The sequence below is a fragment of the Acidovorax sp. M2(2025) genome, from assembly GCF_049330835.1.
Taxonomy (GTDB): domain Bacteria; phylum Pseudomonadota; class Gammaproteobacteria; order Burkholderiales; family Burkholderiaceae_C; genus Acidovorax.
This window is the reverse complement of sequence record NZ_CP186262.1, coordinates 4,652,797-4,670,191: the sequence shown is the minus strand read 5'-3', so window position 1 is coordinate 4,670,191 and position 17,395 is coordinate 4,652,797. Positions and strand designations below refer to the sequence as shown.

Below are 17,395 nucleotides of genomic sequence, written 5' to 3'. Positions count from 1 at the left end.
TCAGATACCACTCCATCCGTTCGGGCTGAGCCTGTCGAAGCCAGGGCTTGCAGCGCGCGTGCAAGGCTTCGACAGGCTCAGCCCGAACGGGTGGGGAAGAGAAAGCGTCTGAGGTAGGTCGCTAATCAGGCAATTTGATCTTGAAACGGCCTGGCGTTTTCCCTGGCGGCCGCTGCACCGTGACGCCCGGGCCGGGCGCCCCCGCGCTCCATAATCCGCCCCATGGACAAACTCAAGGCCTTCGAATCCTTTGTGTCCGTGGCCACGCGCGGCAGCCTCACGGCCGCGGCCAAGGCCGAGGGCGTGGCGCCCGCCATCATGGGGCGGCGGCTCGACGCGCTGGAGGAGCACCTGGGGGTGAAGCTGCTGGTGCGCACCACGCGGCGCATTTCGCTCACGCACGAGGGGGCGGCGTTTCTGGAGGACTGCCAGCGCCTGCTGTCCGACGTGGCCAACGCCGAGGCCAGCGTGTCCGAAGGCGGGGTGAAGGCCACGGGCCACCTGCGCATCACCGCCCCGGCAGGGTTCGGCCGCCGCCATGTGGCGCCGCTGGTGCCGCGCTTTCGCAGCGCCCACCCCGACGTGACGATCTCGCTGAACCTGAGCGACCGCGTGGTGGACCTGGCCGGCGAAGGCTATGACTGCGCGGTGCGCGTGGGCGACCTGCCCGACTCCTCCCTGGTCAGCGTGCGCCTGGCCGACAACCGGCGCCTGTGCGTGGCCACGCCAGCCTACCTGCAGCGCCACGGCACGCCCCAGCACCCGTCCGACCTGCTGCAGCACGACTGCCTCACGCTGTCGAGCGAGGCCTCGCAGACGCGCGGCTGGGCGTTCCGCCTGCCGCGCGGCCGGGCGCGGGACCCGGAGCGGCTGCTGGCGGACGCGGGCCTGCCCGCGGAAGGCAGCTCGGAGGTGATGTTCCTCAAGCCCGGCGGGCCGCTGGACTGCTCGGACGGGCAGGTGCTGCACGACTGGTGCCTGGCGGGCTACGGCATCGCCTGGCGCAGCACCTGGGAGGTGGAGGCCGAGATCGCCGCCGGCCAGCTGGTGCCCGTGCTGGAGGACTTCGCCGCGCCGCCCAACGGCATCTTCGTCGTGTTCCCACAGCGCAAGCACATGCCGCTGCGCGTGCGGCTGTGGATCGACTTCCTCAAGCACCACTACGCCCAGCCCGCGTTCTGGGGCCGTCCGGACCCGAGCGCCCCATGACCGACGCCGCCCCTGCGCCTGCTGAGCCCGGCCCCACGCTGCTGGTGGCGGACGACCACCCGCTGTTCCGCGCCGCCGTGCTGCACGTGCTGCAGGGGCGCCTGCCGCAGTACCGCACCCTGGAGGCCGCCAGCGCCGCCACGCTGGGCGCGGCGCTGCAGGAGCACCCGGAGGTGGAACTGGTGCTGCTGGACCTGAGCATGCCCGGCACGCGCGGCTTCTCGGCCCTGCTGCATGTGCGGGGCGAGTACCCCGAGCTGCCCGTGGTGGTGATCTCGTCCAACGACCACCCGCGCGTCATCCGCCGCGCGCAGCAGTTCGGCGCGGCCGGCTTCATCCCCAAATCGGCCCCGGCCGAAGCCATGGGCGAGGCCATCGAGGCCGTGCTCGACGGCGGCAGCTGGTTTCCGCCCATGGCGGCCGAACGCTCCGAGGCCGACGCCGAGCTGGCGGCGCGCCTGGCCCAGCTCACGCCCCAGCAGTTCCGCGTGCTGCTGTGCCTGGCCGACGGCCTGCTCAACAAGCAGATCGCCGCCGAGCTGGGCCTGGCCGAGAACACCGTGAAGGTGCACGTCACGGCCATCCTGAAAAAGCTGGCGTGCTACAGCCGCACGCAGGCGGCGGTGCTGGTCAAGAGCCTGGAGACGGAAGAGGGCGGCGCCGGGTAGGCGGCCGTCCTGGCGTGCGGGCCGGGACGGAGCATTTGATCAAAATGGTCTCCAGCGCTTTGGCCGCAGGCGCTGGCAGCTATCAATTTTGAAGCAATCCTGGCGCGGGGCGGTTTCCTGTGCACCGCTTCAGGAGGGCGGGCTTTCCTGCAAGCGCAGCAGCGTCTGGCTCACCAGCGCCCGCAGCGCGGGCGCGCGCACCGGCTTGGCCAGAAAGCCCCAGCCCCGCTCGGCGGCCTGGCGGCGCAGCGTGGCATCGCGCTCGGCGGTGACCAGGATCACGGCGGGCGCCTGGCCCCAGCGCTGGCACAGCTCGGTGTAGACCTCGGGGCCGTGGTGGCCCGCGCCCAGGTGCACGTCCAGCAGCACCAGCTGCGGCGCATTGCCGGGCTGGGCCTGGGCCAGGGCTTCGGGCGCGCCGCCGGCCAGGGGCACGGTGCAGCCCCAGCGCTGCAGCAGGGCCTGCGTGGCGGCGCGGGTTTGCGGGTCGTCCTTGATCACCCAGGCGCTGCTGCCGTGCAGCGGCGTGTCGTCGGCCTGCTCGGGCGAGGCGGGCGGCGGCCCCAGGGCGGACACCGCGGCCGGGTTGCCCAGCGGCACGCGCACCCAGAACACGCTGCCGCGCCCCAGCTGCGAACGCAGGCCGATGGCGTGGCCCAGCAGCCGGCCCAGCCGTTCGACGATGGCTAGGCCCAGGCCGGCGCCGCGGTCGCCGTCCCCACCCTGGTCGAGGCGGCGGAACTCCTCGAAGATCTCCTTCTGCAGCGCTTCGGGAATGCCCGGGCCCTGGTCGTGCACCTCGATGCGCACATGGTCCGGGCCGTCGCGCCGGCAGCCCACCACGATGCGGCCGTGGCGGGTGTAGCGGATGGCGTTGGAGACGAAGTTCTGCACGATGCGCCGCAGCAGGTTCTCGTCGGTGCGCACCACGTGGTGCGTGGGCACGCAGCTGAGCTGCAGGCCGCGCTGCTCGGCCAGCACGCCGAAGTTGTGGCCCAGCACCTGCAAGAGCGGGCCCAGGGCCACGTCGTGGATGCGCACGTCCAGCTGGCCGGACTCCATGCGCGAGATGTCGAGCAGGCTGTTGAGGATGGCGTCCTGCGCGGCCAGTGCGCCGTCGATGCTGTCGGCCACGCGGCGGCCCGTGTCGTCGTGCAGGTGGCTGCGCAGCAGCGACGTGAACATGCGCGCGGCGTTCAGCGGCTGCAGCAGGTCGTGCACGGCGGCGGCGACGAAGCGGGTCTTGTAGCGGTTGGCGCGCTCGGCCTCCTGCCGGGCGGCGTCCAGGTCGCGGGTGCGGTCGGCAATGCGGCGCTCCAGCGCGTCGGCCAGCGAGCGCAGCTCGCGCGCGGCGTTCTTGTAGCTGGTGATGTCGGCGTAGCTGGTGACGAAGCCGCCCTCGGGCAGCGGGTTGCCGCGGATCTCCAGCACCGTGCCGTCGTCCTTGGCGCTTTCGTGCAGGTGGGGCGTGCCGCTGCGCAGGTGCGCCAGGCGGCGCTCGATGGCATCCTCCACCGGGCCGGGGCCCAGCAGGCCGCGCCGCGCGTTGTGCCGCAGCAGGTCGGCAATGGGCTGGCCCACGCGCATCAGGTCCGCCGGGTAGCGGAACAGCGCCACGTAGCGCGAGTTCCAGGCCACCAGGTTGAGCTGCGCGTCGATGATGACCACGCCCTGGGGCAGGTGCTCCAGGCTGCGCGAAAGGCCGGTGTCCGTGCGCTGCGCCGCCTGCTGGGCGGCCTGCACGATGCCGTCCTGCGCGGTGCGCAGCTCCTGCGCGTGCTGGCGCAGCACGGTTTCCAGCTCTTGCCGGCTGCGCTGGCGCAGGGCGGCCAGGCGCTGGCGCTGGCGCGCGAACAGCACCAGCAGCGACAGCGCCAGCCAGCCGCCGGCGCCGGCGGCCGCGGCCCAGCGGCTGTCGGCCAGGCTGCCCTGGGTTTCGTGCACCAGGTGCAGTTGCCACGGGGTGCCCGGCAGGGGCTGGCTGGCCCACAGCAGGCGGCCGGGCGGGGCCGGCAGGTCTGGCGTCTGCACGCGCACCAGGCGGCCGCCCTGCGCCAGCTGGTCGTCTACGCGCACGTCCAGGGGCCGCAGCGGCTGGTCGGCGTACTGGCGCGTGGCGTTCAGCTCGCGGCGTTCCGTGTCGGACAGCGGCGCCAGCAGCCGGTACCGCCAGGCGTCCTGGCTGGCCAGGAAGACCACGCCGTGCGCGTCCGAGGCCAGCACCGTGTCGGGCGTCTGCAGCCACTCGCGCTCCAGCTCCTGCAGCGCGATCTTGATAGCCACCAGCCCCAGGGGCTCGCCGTCCGGGCCGCGGATGGCCTGCGAGAGGAAGTACCCCGGCTGGCCCGTGGTCACGCCGATGCCGTAAAAGCTGCCCAGCCCCTGCGCCAGCGCCTGCTGTACGTAGGGGCGGAAGCTGTAGTCCACGCCCACGTTGCTGGTGGCCGTGCGCCAGTTGCTCGCCGCCACGGCCCACCCGTCGCGGTTGAGCAAGGTCAAGGTGGAGGACTGGCTGGCGCCGTTGGCCTGCTCCAGCTTGCGGTTGAGCTGCTCGACCTCCGCCGCCGTCAGGGGGCGGCGCAGCGCCTCCTGCAGCTGCGTGTCCAGGGCCAGCACCTCGGGCAGGGTGCGGTAGCGGTCGATGCGCTGCGCCAGCGCCTGGCCGTACAGCGCCAGCTGGCGCTGCACGCTGGTGTTTTCCGCCTGCAGCGAGCGGTGCCAGGCCCATTGGCTGGCCGCGAACATGCTGGCGGCCGTGCCGGCCAGCAGGATCAGCAGGGTGCGTAGTTTGCGCAGGCGCGGCGGGGTCATGGCGGAAAAGGGCAAAGGCGGTGCGTGGCGGCGGGGAGGGGCGTGGGCCTGCCCGCTCGGAGACTAGGTATTTTCCCTAGGTTGGGGCAGTTCGCGCCCTGGGGTGGGGCGTTCGTCTAATACCAATAGGTTATCGGCTCCAAAAGCGTGCAGCGGTACAAACGGCGCCTCGACGCACCCTTGGCGGTGCCGTCCCCTGATCTTTGGAGACCGTCCATGCATCCCCTGCCCGCCCCCACCGCCGCAACCCTGCGGCTGCCTTTCTACCGGCAACTGTACTTCCAGGTCGTTTTCGCCATCGTCCTGGGCGTGCTGCTGGGGCATTTCTACCCGTCCTACGGCGAGGCGCTCAAGCCGCTGGGTGACGCGTTCATCAAGCTGGTGAAGATGATCATCGCGCCGGTGATCTTCCTGACCATCGTGACGGGCATTGCCGGCATGTCGCAGCTCAGCAGCGTGGGCCGCGTCTTCGGCAAGGCCATGGCGTACTTCCTGTTCTTCTCCACGCTTGCCCTGGTGGTGGGCCTGGTGGTGGCCAACGTGGTGCAGCCCGGTGCGGGCATGAACATCAACCCCGCCGACCTGGACCAGACCGCCGTCAAAGGCTACGTGGCCAAGTCGCACGAGATGACGCTCACCGGCTTCGCGCTGGACATCATTCCCAAGACGCTGGTCAGCCCCTTCGTGGGCGACAACATCCTGCAGGTGCTGCTGGTGGCCGTGCTGTTCGGCGTCGGCCTGGCCCTGGTGGGCGACGCGGGCCGTCCCGTGCTGCACTTCCTGGACGCGCTGACCACGCCCGTGTTCAAGGTGGTGGGCATCGTGATGAAGGCCGCCCCCATCGGCGCGTTCGGCGCCATGGCCTTCACCATCGGCAAGTTCGGCCTGGGCTCGCTGGTCAACCTGGCGTGGCTGGTGGGCTCGTTCTACCTCACCTCGCTGCTGTTCGTGGTGGTCATCCTGGGCTTTGTGGCGCGCCTGTGCGGCTTCTCGGTGCTCAAGCTCGCCCGCTACCTCAAGGCCGAGCTGATGCTGGTGCTGGGCACCTCGTCGTCCGAATCGGCGCTGCCCTCGCTGATGGAAAAGATGGAGAAGGCCGGCTGCAGCAAGTCGGTGGTGGGCCTGGTGGTCCCCACGGGCTACTCCTTCAACCTGGACGGCACCAACATCTACATGACGCTGGCCGCGCTGTTCATCGCCCAGGCCACCAACACCGAACTGTCGCTGGGCCACCAGGTGGCGCTGCTGCTGGTGGCCATGCTGTCGTCCAAGGGCGCGGCAGGCGTGACCGGCGCGGGCTTCATCACGCTGGCCGCCACCCTGGCCGTGGTGCCGGAAGTGCCCGTGGCGGGCATGGCGCTGATCCTGGGCGTGGACCGCTTCATGAGCGAATGCCGCTCGCTGACCAACTTCATCGGCAATGCCGTAGCCACGGTGGTCGTGTCGCGCTGGGAAAATGCGCTGGACCATGAACGCCTGGACGCCGCGCTCAACGGCAAGGCGCTGCCCGCACCGGCCGCAGCCACGCCCGCCGCCGCGATGGCCGAGGTGCCGGTCGGCACGCCGGCCGTCCGCACCGCGGCCTGAGCGCCCGGCCGCAGGCCTGCGCACAGCGCGCGCCCGGGTGGCGCGCGCTTTCTTTTTGCGGCCGGCCCCGGGCGGCGGCCCCTGCGCGCCCCGGCGCGGCCCCGGCGCAACTCAAGCACAATGGAGCGGTCCGGGAACCTGTTGCGCACAGCCCCGCAGAACCGCCCCCCAAGGATGTATTGCCCATGACGCTTGAAGCCTTCCTCGCCGCTTTCCACCTGCTTGCCGTGCTGACCCTGGTCGTGTTTCTGACCAGCGAAGCCGCGCTGTGCCGCTCCGACTGGATGAACCCCGCCGTGGTCCAGCGCCTGGCGCGGCTGGACCTGATCTACGGCATCACGGCGGTGGTGCTGCTGGCCAGCGGGCTGGCGCGGCTGTATTTCGGGGTGAAGGGGGTTTCCTGGTACGTGTCGCAGCCCCTGTTCCACGTCAAGATCACCCTGTTCGTGCTGATGGGCCTGCTGTCCATCAAGCCGACGCTCACCTTCCGCCGCTGGCTCAAGGCCCTGAACGCCACCGGCGCGCTGCCGGCCGAGGCCGAAGTGCGCAGCACCCGCCGCTGGGTCATGGTGCAGTCCCACATCCTGCCCATCGTGGCCGTGATCGCCGTGTACTGGGCCCGGGGCTGGTAGCACGGGCGCCCTGCGGCACCGCCAAACAAAAAAAGCCCGCCAGGCTGGTGCCTGGCGGGCTTTCTTGTGGCGCGGCGGTTGAGGCCGCCGCTGGAGTTCTTACTTCTTGAGGCACTCGCTCATGAAGGACTTGCGTTCGGCGCCCTTGAGCGTCTTGGCCGTGGCATCGGCGTTGCAGGTCTTCATCTTTTCCTGCTGCGAGGCGGACTTGTTGCTCAGGCAGGTCTTCATGAAGGCGCGGCGCTCGTCACCCTTCTTGTCGCCCGCCTCGGTGTTGCAGGTGGCCATCTTGGACTGCTGCTTGGTGCGCGCACCGGCCGGTGCGGACGCCGGTGCAGCGGCGGCAGGCGCTGCAGCAGGCGCGGCGGCGGGTGCTGGAGCGGCCTTGGCAGCAGGGGCTGCGGCCGGAGCTGCGGCGGGGGCATCGGCTGCGTGGGCTGCGCTGAACGAAAGGGCCAGGCTCACGGCAGTCAGGGAAAGAAGCTTTTTCATAGGGGCTCCAGTAAGTGGATAAACATCACAACAACCAATCCGGTGCAGATGGTAGGGTTTTTAACGGCACTTGCGTGCGACGCGCTGACAAAACCGCTAGGGCGTGCACTTCTGTTACTTTTGGTTGCCAAAGAGGCGACGGAGCGCGCCGCTGGCACTGCGCAGTGTGCCGTGGGGCTGGGTTGCTGCAGGCATTGCGCGCCCCGCGCCCGGCCGGGCGCAGGGCCGCCCCGTAAAATCCGCCGATGCTCTCCGTCAAAAACGAACTGCTCGCCGCGCTCGCGGCCGAGCTGGAAAAACTCTCCCCCGGCTCGGGCGCCAAGGCCGCGTTCGAATCGCCCAAGGTGGCTGCCCATGGCGACTTCGCCTGCACGGCCGCCATGCAGCTGGCCAAGCCGCTCAAGCTCAACCCCCGTGCCTTGGGCGAGCAGCTCAAGGCCGCGCTGGAGGCCACGCCCGCCTACCAGCGCTGGGTGGACGCCATTGAAATCGCCGGCCCCGGCTTTTTGAACATCCGCCTCAAGCCCAGCGCCAAGCAGGAAGTGGTGCGCGAGGTGCTGGCCGCCGGCGACCGCTTCGGCTTTCAGCCAGCCAATGGCCAGCGCGTGCTGGTGGAGTTTGTCTCGGCCAACCCCACCGGCCCGCTGCACGTGGGCCACGGCCGCCAGGCGGCGCTGGGCGACGCGATCTGCAACCTGTTCAGCACCCAGGGCTGGAGCGTGCACCGCGAGTTCTATTACAACGACGCGGGCGTGCAGATCGACACCCTCACCAAGAGCACGCAGCTGCGCGCCAAGGGCTTCAAGCCCGGCGACGACTGCTGGCCCACCGACAGCGACAACCCGCTGGCCAAGAACTTCTACAACGGCGACTACATCGCCGACATCGCCGAGGCCTTCAAGGCCCAGGCCACCGTGAAGGCCGACGACCGCGAGTTCACGGCCAATGGCAACGTGGAGGATTACGACAACATCCGCCAGTTCGCCGTGGCCTACCTGCGCAATGAGCAGGACAAGGACCTGCAGGCATTCAACCTGCACTTCGACCAGTACTACCTGGAGTCCAGCCTGTACACCAGCGGCCGCGTCGAGGCCACCGTGAACAGGCTCGTGGCCAACGGCAAGACCTACGAGCAGGACGGTGCGCTGTGGCTCAAGAGCACGGACTATGGCGACGACAAGGACCGCGTCATGCGCAAGCAGGACGGTACGTACACCTACTTCGTGCCCGATGTGGCCTATCACATCGCCAAGTGGGAGCGCGGCTTCACCAAGGTCGTCAACATCCAGGGCACGGACCACCACGGCACCATCGCCCGCGTGCGTGCCGGCCTGCAGGCGGCCGACGTGGGCATCCCGCAGGGCTACCCCGACTACGTGCTGCACACCATGGTGCGCGTGGTGCGCGGCGGCGAAGAGGTCAAGATCAGCAAGCGCGCGGGCAGCTACGTCACGCTGCGCGACCTGATCGAGTGGACGAGCAAGGACGCCGTGCGTTTCTTCCTGCTCAGCCGCAAGCCCGACACCGAGTACACCTTCGATGTGGACCTGGCCGTGGCGCAGAACAACGACAACCCGGTGTACTACGTGCAGTATGCGCATGCGCGCATCCAGTCGGTGCTGCGGGCCTGGCAAGAGGCCGGCGGTGGCGGCGTGGCCGCGCTGAAGGATGTGGACCTGTCGGCGCTGGAAGGCCCGCAGGCCCAGGCGCTGATGCTGCAGCTGGCCAAGTACCCCGAGATGCTCACCGCCGCCACCGACGGCGAGGCGCCCCACGACGTCACGTTCTACCTGCGCGACCTGGCGGCCAGCTACCACAGCTATTACGACGCCGAGCGCATCCTGGTGGACGACGAGGCCGTGAAGAAGGCGCGCCTGGCCCTGGTCGCCGCCACCGCCCAGGTATTGCACAATGGCCTGGCCGTGCTGGGCGTGTCGGCTCCGGCCAGAATGTAAGCAGTTACTATGAAGAAACAACAGACGGGTGGGACCATCATCGGCTTCATCGTCGGGGTCATCGTGGGCCTGGGCGCCGCGCTGGCCGTGGCGGTGTATGTGACCAAGGTGCCGGTGCCCTTCCTGAACAAGGGCAATGGCCGTGGCGCCGACCTGGACGCCGCCGAGTCGCAGAAGAACAAGAACTGGGACCCGAATTCGCCGCTGTACGGCAAGAATCCGGCCCGTGCGCCGGTGGCCGCCGCGTCGGCGGCGGCATCAGCCCCGGTGGCAGCGGCGCCCGCACCCGCACCGGCGGCGGCCCCCGAGGTGCGGGCCGCGGCGCCTGCGGCGGCCGCCAGCAGTCCCGCCCCCGCGGCCAAGCCCGGCGCCAGCAAGCCCGAGCCGGCCAAGGCCGAGACCAAGCCGGGCTCGGATCCGCTGGGCGACCTGGCGGTGGCCAAGGCCGCGGCCAAGGGCAATGTGGATCCGTTTGACTACTTCGTGCAGGCCGGCGCGTTCCGCACCCAGGCCGACGCCGACGCGCAGCGTGCCAAACTGGCCATGCTGGGCTGGGAGGCGCGGGTCAGCGAGCGCGAGCAGAACGGCCGCCCCGTCTTCCGCGTCCGCGTGGGGCCGTTCACCAAGCGCGATGATGCCGAGCATCTCAAGGAGAAGCTGGACGGCGCCGGCGTGGAATCGGCCCTGGTGCGCGTGCAGCGCTGACGGTGGCTGAACTTTTTGCCGGGGCATGGCTCCATTCCCCCAACACCTGAACAGGAGAGTCTTTGTGATGAAACGCCGTGAGTTTTCTTTGTCCGCCGCATCGGCGGTCGCCGCTTCCGCCCTGGCGCTGCCCGTGGCCACCCCTGCGCTGGCCCAGCCCCGCCAGTTCAAGGAAGGCAAGGACTACAAGCGGCTGGACAAGCCCGTGGCGCCTGACGCGCCGGCCGGCAAGGTCGATGTGATCGAGTTCTTCTGGTACAGCTGCCCCCACTGCAATGTCTTCGAGCCCACGCTGGACGCCTGGGTGAAGGCCGCGCCCAAGGACCTGTCCATCCGCCGCGTGCCCGTGGCGTTCAACGCCAGCTTCGTGCCGCAGCAAAAGCTGTACTACACGCTCGAAGGCATGGGCAAGCTCGACGCCTTGCACGCCAAGGTCTTCCGCGCCATCCACGCGGAAAAGCAAAAGCTGGCCAAGGACGACGAGATCTTTGCCTGGGTGGCCCAGCAGGGCGTGGACGCTGCGAAGTTCAAGGAGGTCTACACCTCGTTCACCGTGTCGAACCAGGTGCGCCGCGCCTCGCAGCTGCAGGACGCCTACGGCGTGGAAGGCGTGCCTTCGATGGGCGTGGCCGGCAAGTACTACACCGACGGCACCATGGCCGGCAGCATGCAGAACGTGCTGCAGGTGGTGGAACACCTGGCCGCCACGGCGCGCAAAGCCTGACGCTTTTCCGCCCCGCGCGCAATCCCTCGGCCAAAAGCCCGCATGTGCGGGCTTTTTTCATGGAGGAACGCCAAGGCGTGGCTACAATCGTTTGCAAGATTCGTGCCCTATGAACCACCGCCTTTTTCCGATCCTCCTGCTCGCGGCCCTGGCCGGCGCCTTCGGTGCGGCCCATGCTGAAAAGGCCGACCGCGCCAAGCCCATGAACATCGAGGCCGATGCCCTGCGGCATGACGAGCTCAAGCAGACCAGCGTGTTCACCGGCCGCGTGGTCATGACCAAGGGTTCCATCGTGCTGCGCGGCGCGCGGCTGGACGTGCGCCAGGATGCCGAGGGCTACCAGCACGGCGTGGTCACGGCCGAGCCCGGCAAGCGGGCGTTCTTCCGGCAAAAGCGCGACACCCTGCCCGGCGCCCCCGACGAGTTCATCGAAGGCGAAAGCGAGGTCATCGAGTACGACGGCCGCTCCGACAACGTGCGCTTCGTCACCCGCGCGGAGTTGCGCCGCTACCGGGGCGCCGAGCTGAGCGACGAGATCACGGGTGCGGTCATCGTCTACAACAACCTCACCGACGTCTTCACGGTGGATGGCAAGCGCAACGCCGCGGGCGCGTCCGGCGAGACGCCGGCCCCGGGCAGCCGCGTGCGCGCGGTGCTGGCGCCCAAGGACCCGCCGGCGGCCAAGGCGCCGCCAGCCGCCGCAGCACCGGCTTCGGCGCCGGCGCTGCGGCCCAGCAACAGCCTTGGTGGCGGCTCCCAGTGAGCGAGGCCGCCGTCAACACCATCCCCGGCGCATCCGCGGGGAGCCGGTCCGGGCCGGACACCGCGGCGGGCAGCCGCCTGGAGGTGCAGCACCTGGCCAAGTCCTACGGCAGCCGCAAGGTGGTGCAGGACGTTTCGCTGGTCGTGCAAAAGGGCGAGGTCGTGGGCCTGCTGGGCCCCAACGGCGCGGGCAAGACCACCTCGTTCTACATGATCGTGGGCCTGGTGCGCAGCGACGCGGGCGACATCCGCATCGACGGCCAGTCGGTGGCGCACATGCCCATCCACCGCCGCTCGCGGCTGGGGCTGTCGTACCTGCCGCAGGAAGCGTCCATCTTCCGCAAGCTCAGCGTGGAGGAGAACGTGCGCGCCGTGCTGGAGCTGCAGCGCGGCGACGACGGCCAGCCGCTGTCGCGCGGCGCCATCGAAGAGCGGCTCACGGCCCTGCTGCAGGAGCTGCGCGTGGACCATCTGCGCGCGTCGCCGGCCCTGGCGCTGTCCGGGGGCGAGCGCCGCCGTGTGGAGATCGCCCGCGCGCTGGCCACGCAGCCGCGCTTCATCCTGCTGGACGAGCCGTTCGCCGGCATCGACCCGATCGCGGTGATCGAGATCCAGCGCATCATCGGCTTTCTCAAGGCGCGGGGCATCGGCGTGCTCATCACCGACCACAACGTGCGCGAGACCCTGGGCATTTGCGACCACGCGTTCATCATCAGCGACGGCCGCGTGCTGGCGCAGGGCACGCCTTCCGAGATCGTGGACAACGCCGAGGTGCGCCGCGTCTACCTCGGCGAACATTTCAGGATGTAGGCATGGCCTCCACGCTGGTCCTTTCGTGTCAATGAAACCGGGTCTTTCGCTGCGCGTCTCGCAGCATCTCGCACTCACGCCGCAGCTGCAGCAATCCATCCGGCTGCTGCAGTTGTCCACCCTGGAGCTGTCGCAGGAAGTCGAGCAGATGCTCGACGACAACCCTTTCCTCGAGCGCACCGCGGACGAGGCGCCGCGCGAGGAGTTCGGCCTGGACGCGGAGAACACCCCGGCCCAGCCCGACGACTACAGCGCCGAAGATGCTATCTATTCAGGAGCTGCCAGCGCAAGCAGCACCAGCGCGGAAGCCCCCTCGGAGTCCGAATCCCCGAGCGCTTCCGCCGAAGAGCCGGACTGGAGCGGCGACGGCACGGTGGACATGGCGCCCAACGACGCGGAGTGGGGCGGTGACGCACCGCCGCGCACGCGCAACGACGCGGAGGGCGACGAGGCCGACGCCACCGAACTGGCCCGCAGCCACGAATCGCTCACGGCCTTCCTGCACCGCCAGGCGCTGTCCCTGCGGCTGTCGGAGGTGGACACGGCCGCGCTGCGCTTCCTGATCGAATCGCTGAACGACGACGGCTACCTGGAAGACCCGCTGGAAGAGCTGGCCACGAGCCTGGCCGGCCCGGACGACCTGGAGCAGATCGAGGAGCTGGTGCACCGCTTCACCGTGGCGCTGCGGCTGCTGCAAAGCCTGGAGCCGGTGGGCGTGGGCGCGCGCAACCTGGCCGAATGCCTCACGCTGCAGCTTGCCGCGCTGGCCGCCGACGAGGACAGCGATGCCGATCCGGCCACCGTGCAGACCGCGCTGCGCATCTGCCAGCAGCCGCTGGAGATGCTGGCCCGCCGCGACATCCGCCGCCTGACGCAGCTGTGCGGCGATACCGAGGAGCGCACGCGCGCCGCCATGGCCCTCATCGCGCGGCTGGAGCCGCGGCCGGGCCGCCGGTTCGCCGACGTGGAACGCAACATCATCGTGCCCGACGTCATCGTGCGCAAAGCCGGGCGGGCCAACGGCAGCAGCGGGCAGCAGAACTTCATCGTCACCCTCAACCCCGACGTGATGCCGCGCCTGCGGGTGCACGACATCTACGCCGGCGCCTTGCGCGGCCACAAGGGCGGCGAGGGCCACCAGGGGCTGCAGCAGCGGCTGCAGGAGGCGCGCTGGTTCATCAAGAACATCCAGCAGCGCTTTGACACCATCCTGCGGGTCTCGCGCGCCATCGTCGAGCGGCAAAAGAACTTCTTCACCCACGGCGAGCTGGCCATGCGGCCGCTGGTGCTGCGCGACATCGCCGACGAGCTGGGCCTGCACGAGTCCACCATCAGCCGCGTGACCACCTCCAAGTACATGGCCACGCCCGTGGGCACCTACGAGCTGAAGTACTTCTTCGGCTCGGGCCTGGGCACCGAGACCGGCGGCAACGCGTCGAGCACGGCCGTGCGGGCGCTCATCAAGCAGTTCGTGGCGGCCGAGAACCCGTCCAAGCCCCTGTCGGACAGCCAGATCGCCGAGATGCTCAAGGAGCAGGGCATCGAATGCGCGCGCCGCACCGTGGCCAAGTACCGCGAGGCGCTCAAGATTGCGCCGGCCAACCTGCGCAAGGCGCTGTAGCCGGCCTTCGCGGCCTGGGCGCGCCGGCGGATTGGCTCCGTGCGCCGCAGCCGGACTTCTTTGATTTCACCGACCGTACGTCTCCATGGCCCGCATTGTTTTCGACCTTCCCGCCCACTTCGGCTTTGCCACCGAGCTGCAGATCTACATCAGCCACGTGAACCAGGGCGGGCACCTGGACAACGCCCAACTGCTCAGCCTGGTGTCCGAAGCGCGGGTGCGCTTCTTCCAGTCGCTGGGCTACCCCGAGGCGGACGTGGGCGGCCTGTCCATCGTGGTGGGCGATATCGTGGCCCAGTACAAGTCCGAGGCGTTCCACGGCGAAACCCTGCGGGTGGACATGGCGCCGGCGGACTTCAACCGCTATGGTTTCGACCTCGTGTTCCGCATGGCTGAAAAGGCCTCCGGCCGCGAAGTGGCGCGCGGCAAGATCGGGATCGTGTTCATTGGCCAGGCCGACCGCAAGGTGGCGCCGATTCCCGAATCCATCCGCCAGCTCCTGCTGGCGCGCGCGGCAGCCTGACCCCCCGCGCCTGCCGAGCGCGTATCCTCGCCTTTCCCATGAACCAACTCCAACTTTTTCTGCCTTGCGCTGCCGGCGTGGAAGGCTTCCTGGCCGACGAGGTGCACGGCATCACCGGACTCACGGGCCAGGACCTGCTGGTGGGCCGCGGCGGCGTGCTGCTGCGCGCCTCGTGGCGCGACGCGCTGCTGCTGAATCTGCACAGCCGCCTGGCGCAGCGCGTGCTGGTACAGCTGGCGCACCGGCCCTACCGCTCCGAAAACGACCTGTACGCCCTGGCCAGCGACGTGGCCTGGGAAATCTGGTTCACCACGCGCCAGACCTTCAAGGTGGAAGTGACGGCCCAGCACAGCCCGCTGACCAGCCTGAACTTTGCCGGCCTGCGCGTGAAAGACGCGGTGGCCGACCGCTTCCGCCACAAGAGCGGCGTGCGCCCCGACGTGAACACCCAGTGGCCCGACGTGCGCATCCACCTGCACCTGACCACCGACGAGGCCACGCTGTACATCGACACCAGCGGCGAGCCGCTGTTCAAGCGCGGCTGGCGCGAAGACAAGGGCGATGCCCCGCTCAAGGAAACCCTGGCCGCCGCCATGATCGCCGCCAGCGGCTGGGACCCGCACGGCGACGACCCCCGGCCGCTGTACGACCCCTGCTGCGGCAGCGGCACCATCGTCGTGGAGGCCGCGCAGATCGCCTGCCGCATCCCGGCGGGCCTGCAGCGGCGCTTTGCGTTCGAGAAGCTGCTGCCGTTCCAGGCCCATGTCTGGACTGCTATTAAAAATGAAGCTGCCGGCGCAGTGCAGGCAAGCCCCGTCCCCATTTTTGGCAGTGATGTGGCCTTCCGCATGGTCGACTTTGCCCAGCGCAATGCCGAGCGTGCCGGCGTGGCCCAGGCCGTGCAGCTGCGCGGCGGCGACGCGCTGCAGCGCATGCCGCCCTGCGATCAGCCCGGCGTGATGCTGCTGAACCCGCCCTACGGCGAGCGCATTGCCGCCGCCGGCAGCGCAGGCCGCAACGCCAGCGAACGCGCGGCCGACCGCGCCCGCGGCGAAGCCGTGGGCCGCGAAGCGGCGCAGACCGAGGACGGCGGCGAGTTCTTCAGCCAGCTGGCCGCGCACTGGAAGAAAAACTACAGCGGCTGGACGGCCTGGATGCTCACGCCCGACCTCAAGCTGCCCGGCAAGATGCGCCTGAAGGAGTCGCGCCGCGTGCCGATGTGGAACGGCCCCATCGAATGCCGCCTGTTCCGTTTCGACATGGTCAAGGGCGCCGTGCGCGAACGGGCTGCCAAGCCTGCCCCCGACGGCGGCCCGCGCCATGAAGGTTGAACTGCGCCTGCCCGCCGAGGCGCAGGCGAACGAGCCCGCGCGCCCCGTGGTGGTGGACACCAACGTCGCGCTGGACCTGCTGATCTTCAGCGACCCGCGCACCGCCCCCCTGTGCGCCCTGCTGGCCGCGGGGCGGCTGGCGTGGATTGCCACGCAGGTCATGCGTGATGAGCTGGAACGCGTGCTGGCCTATCCCCACATCGCAGAGCGCATGGACTACTACCGCGTGGGTGCGGCGCAGGTCCTCGCCGCGTTCGACGCGCAGGCGCACCTGGTGGACACCGCCCCCAAGGTGGCCTACGTGTGCAAGGACGCCGACGACCAGAAGTTCATCGACCTGGCGGCGGCGCACCAGGCGATCCTGCTGAGCAAGGACAAGGCAGTGCTGTGCATGCGCAAGCGGCTGGCGAACCTGGGGGCGGATGTGGCGACGGAGGTGGTGCTGGAGATGGGCGAGGCGCTCGCGTGAATTATGTCCACAGCGAGAGCTTGCCCCTGGGCCCGTACCGGAGTTTTTGAGCGGCGGCGCGTTTTGGCGTCTGTCACGGCCCCGACGCCGCCGTAGGTCGGGTTAGCGCAGCGTAACCCGACGCTTCTTTCCTGTATCAGCGTTGTACCGGCGGCCCGTCGGGTTGCGCCCCGCGGCCCCTCAGGCCTGGGGCCTCAGGCCAGCAAGTCATACGCCGCCCGCACGCGCTGCAGGTCCCGCCCCAGCTTGCGGCTGGGGGGCAAATGCCGCATCCAGGCCAGGCGCCGGACGCTGGTCGCCAGCACGGCGCGCATCTCGGCGCTGCCTTGCGCCGCCCAGGCCGCCCAGCGCGCGCGGCCTTCGTCCAGCGTGCCGCTGGCGTGCAGGTAGATGGCCGTGGAATGCGCGTAGCACAGCGCATCGCGCGCGTGGCACACCGGCAGCGGCAGCACGGCGGCAGGGTCGTCTTCAAAGTCGATGCAGGCCACCTCGCCGTCGGGGCAGCGCACCAGGTTGCGGGCGAAGGCCTGGCTGAGGCAGGCGCCCTCGCGGTGCACATGGGCCAGGGTGTCCAGCCCCTGCTGCCACAGGGCCAGCACGGCGGCCGGGTCGCGGGCCTGCACGGCGTGGTCGATCTCGTTGCCCAGCGAATGCGTTTCCTCGCCGGCGCGGCCCAGGTGGCGCATGGCAAAGCCCCGGGGCAGGGCGGCCAGCACCACCGGCACGCGGATGCCGCGCGCCGCAAGGTCGCGCAGGCGGCGCACTTCGGTGGCGATGGCGGCCTCGCCGCCCGGGTTGGGCACGGGGCGCAGCACCTCCAGGCGCAGCAGGCCGGCCAGCAGCGCCATGGCCCGGTAGCGGCCGGGGCCATGGGGTGCGCCCGCGCGCTTGATCCAGAGCTGCTCGTCCCCCAGCAGGTGGGGCATCACGCTGTGCGGCTGGTCCGCCAGCCGCGCCTGCAAAAAGGCGTCGTAGCGGGTTTGCGGCCCGGCCCGCCCGGCCTGCGGCGGTGGGCGGGGGGCGTCGTTCGGAGGGTGCATGGCGCGGGGCGAAGGGCTTGGAAAAATGCGGGCAGCGGGCGGGGCTACACTGCCGC

General features: G+C 70.0%; 16 protein-coding genes. 13 read left to right on the top strand and 3 right to left on the bottom strand.

The window, feature by feature from the left end; translation table 11 throughout:
* Positions 1–222: 222 nt before the first annotated feature.
* The gene (locus ACOYR3_RS21445; RefSeq protein WP_422844325.1) at positions 223–1,209 is read left to right on the top strand and encodes a LysR family transcriptional regulator; all 987 of its coding nucleotides are present in this window, start codon (positions 223–225) and stop codon (positions 1,207–1,209) included.
* On the top strand, positions 1,206–1,877 hold the full coding sequence (locus ACOYR3_RS21440) for a response regulator (protein WP_422844324.1): 672 nt from the start codon (positions 1,206–1,208) through the stop codon (positions 1,875–1,877). The genes ACOYR3_RS21445 and ACOYR3_RS21440 overlap by 4 nt, the downstream gene beginning before the upstream one ends.
* A 129-nt stretch (positions 1,878–2,006) precedes the next feature.
* Here the strand turns inward: ACOYR3_RS21440 and ACOYR3_RS21435 are convergent, their stop codons facing one another.
* Entirely contained in the window at positions 2,007–4,688 is a 2,682-nt protein-coding gene (locus ACOYR3_RS21435) for a PAS-domain containing protein (protein ID WP_422844323.1), read from the bottom strand.
* Between the two features lie 216 nt (positions 4,689–4,904).
* On the opposite strand from ACOYR3_RS21435, the gene ACOYR3_RS21430 reads away from it, so the two are divergent.
* Both ACOYR3_RS21430 and ACOYR3_RS21425 read left to right on the top strand, forming a co-directional pair.
* On the top strand, positions 4,905–6,275 hold the full coding sequence (locus tag ACOYR3_RS21430) for a dicarboxylate/amino acid:cation symporter (protein ID WP_422844322.1): 1,371 nt from the start codon (positions 4,905–4,907) through the stop codon (positions 6,273–6,275).
* A 185-nt stretch (positions 6,276–6,460) separates the two neighbouring features.
* Positions 6,461–6,907 (top strand): DUF2214 family protein, encoded by a 447-nt coding sequence (locus tag ACOYR3_RS21425; RefSeq protein WP_422844321.1) that lies wholly within the window; start codon positions 6,461–6,463, stop codon positions 6,905–6,907.
* A 99-nt stretch (positions 6,908–7,006) separates the two neighbouring features.
* Here ACOYR3_RS21425 and ACOYR3_RS21420 read toward each other — a convergent pair whose 3' ends face one another.
* A complete protein-coding gene (locus tag ACOYR3_RS21420; protein WP_422844320.1) occupies positions 7,007–7,399 on the bottom strand; it encodes a PsiF family protein in 393 nt (130 codons plus the stop codon).
* 245 nt (positions 7,400–7,644) lie between these two features.
* Here ACOYR3_RS21420 and argS point away from each other — a divergent pair, with 245 nt between their 5' ends.
* From argS to ACOYR3_RS21375, 9 genes are all read left to right on the top strand, one after another.
* Positions 7,645–9,354, top strand: a complete 1,710-nt coding sequence (gene argS, locus ACOYR3_RS21415; protein WP_422844319.1) for an arginine--tRNA ligase — start codon at positions 7,645–7,647, stop codon at positions 9,352–9,354.
* A gap of 9 nt (positions 9,355–9,363) precedes the next feature.
* Complete coding sequence (locus ACOYR3_RS21410; protein ID WP_422844318.1) at positions 9,364–10,059, top strand: SPOR domain-containing protein; 696 nt, start codon at positions 9,364–9,366, stop codon at positions 10,057–10,059.
* A gap of 67 nt (positions 10,060–10,126) precedes the next feature.
* Positions 10,127–10,783 (top strand): thiol:disulfide interchange protein DsbA/DsbL, encoded by a 657-nt coding sequence (locus tag ACOYR3_RS21405; RefSeq protein WP_422846632.1) that lies wholly within the window; start codon positions 10,127–10,129, stop codon positions 10,781–10,783.
* A 109-nt stretch (positions 10,784–10,892) separates the two neighbouring features.
* On the top strand, positions 10,893–11,546 hold the full coding sequence (gene lptA / locus ACOYR3_RS21400; protein ID WP_422844317.1) for a lipopolysaccharide transport periplasmic protein LptA: 654 nt from the start codon (positions 10,893–10,895) through the stop codon (positions 11,544–11,546).
* Between the two features lie 20 nt (positions 11,547–11,566).
* Positions 11,567–12,355 carry an LPS export ABC transporter ATP-binding protein gene (lptB, locus tag ACOYR3_RS21395; RefSeq protein ID WP_422846631.1) on the top strand — a complete coding sequence of 263 codons (789 nt, stop codon included), beginning with the start codon at positions 11,567–11,569 and terminating at the stop codon, positions 12,353–12,355.
* Between the two features lie 31 nt (positions 12,356–12,386).
* Complete coding sequence (locus tag ACOYR3_RS21390; RefSeq protein ID WP_422844316.1) at positions 12,387–13,976, top strand: RNA polymerase factor sigma-54; 1,590 nt, start codon at positions 12,387–12,389, stop codon at positions 13,974–13,976.
* Positions 13,977–14,061: 85 nt separating this feature from the next.
* Positions 14,062–14,499 (top strand): acyl-CoA thioesterase, encoded by a 438-nt coding sequence (locus tag ACOYR3_RS21385; protein WP_422844315.1) that lies wholly within the window; start codon positions 14,062–14,064, stop codon positions 14,497–14,499.
* Between the two features lie 38 nt (positions 14,500–14,537).
* A complete protein-coding gene (locus ACOYR3_RS21380; protein WP_422844314.1) occupies positions 14,538–15,830 on the top strand; it encodes a THUMP domain-containing class I SAM-dependent RNA methyltransferase in 1,293 nt (430 codons plus the stop codon).
* Positions 15,820–16,299: a putative toxin-antitoxin system toxin component, PIN family gene (locus tag ACOYR3_RS21375; protein ID WP_422844313.1), complete on the top strand. Its 480-nt coding sequence runs from the start codon at positions 15,820–15,822 to the stop codon at positions 16,297–16,299. Before ACOYR3_RS21380 ends, ACOYR3_RS21375 begins: the two co-directional genes overlap by 11 nt.
* A 194-nt stretch (positions 16,300–16,493) precedes the next feature.
* Here the strand turns inward: ACOYR3_RS21375 and ACOYR3_RS21370 are convergent, their stop codons facing one another.
* Positions 16,494–17,339 (bottom strand): hypothetical protein, encoded by an 846-nt coding sequence (locus ACOYR3_RS21370; RefSeq protein WP_422844312.1) that lies wholly within the window; start codon positions 17,337–17,339, stop codon positions 16,494–16,496.
* Positions 17,340–17,395: the final 56 nt, after the last annotated feature.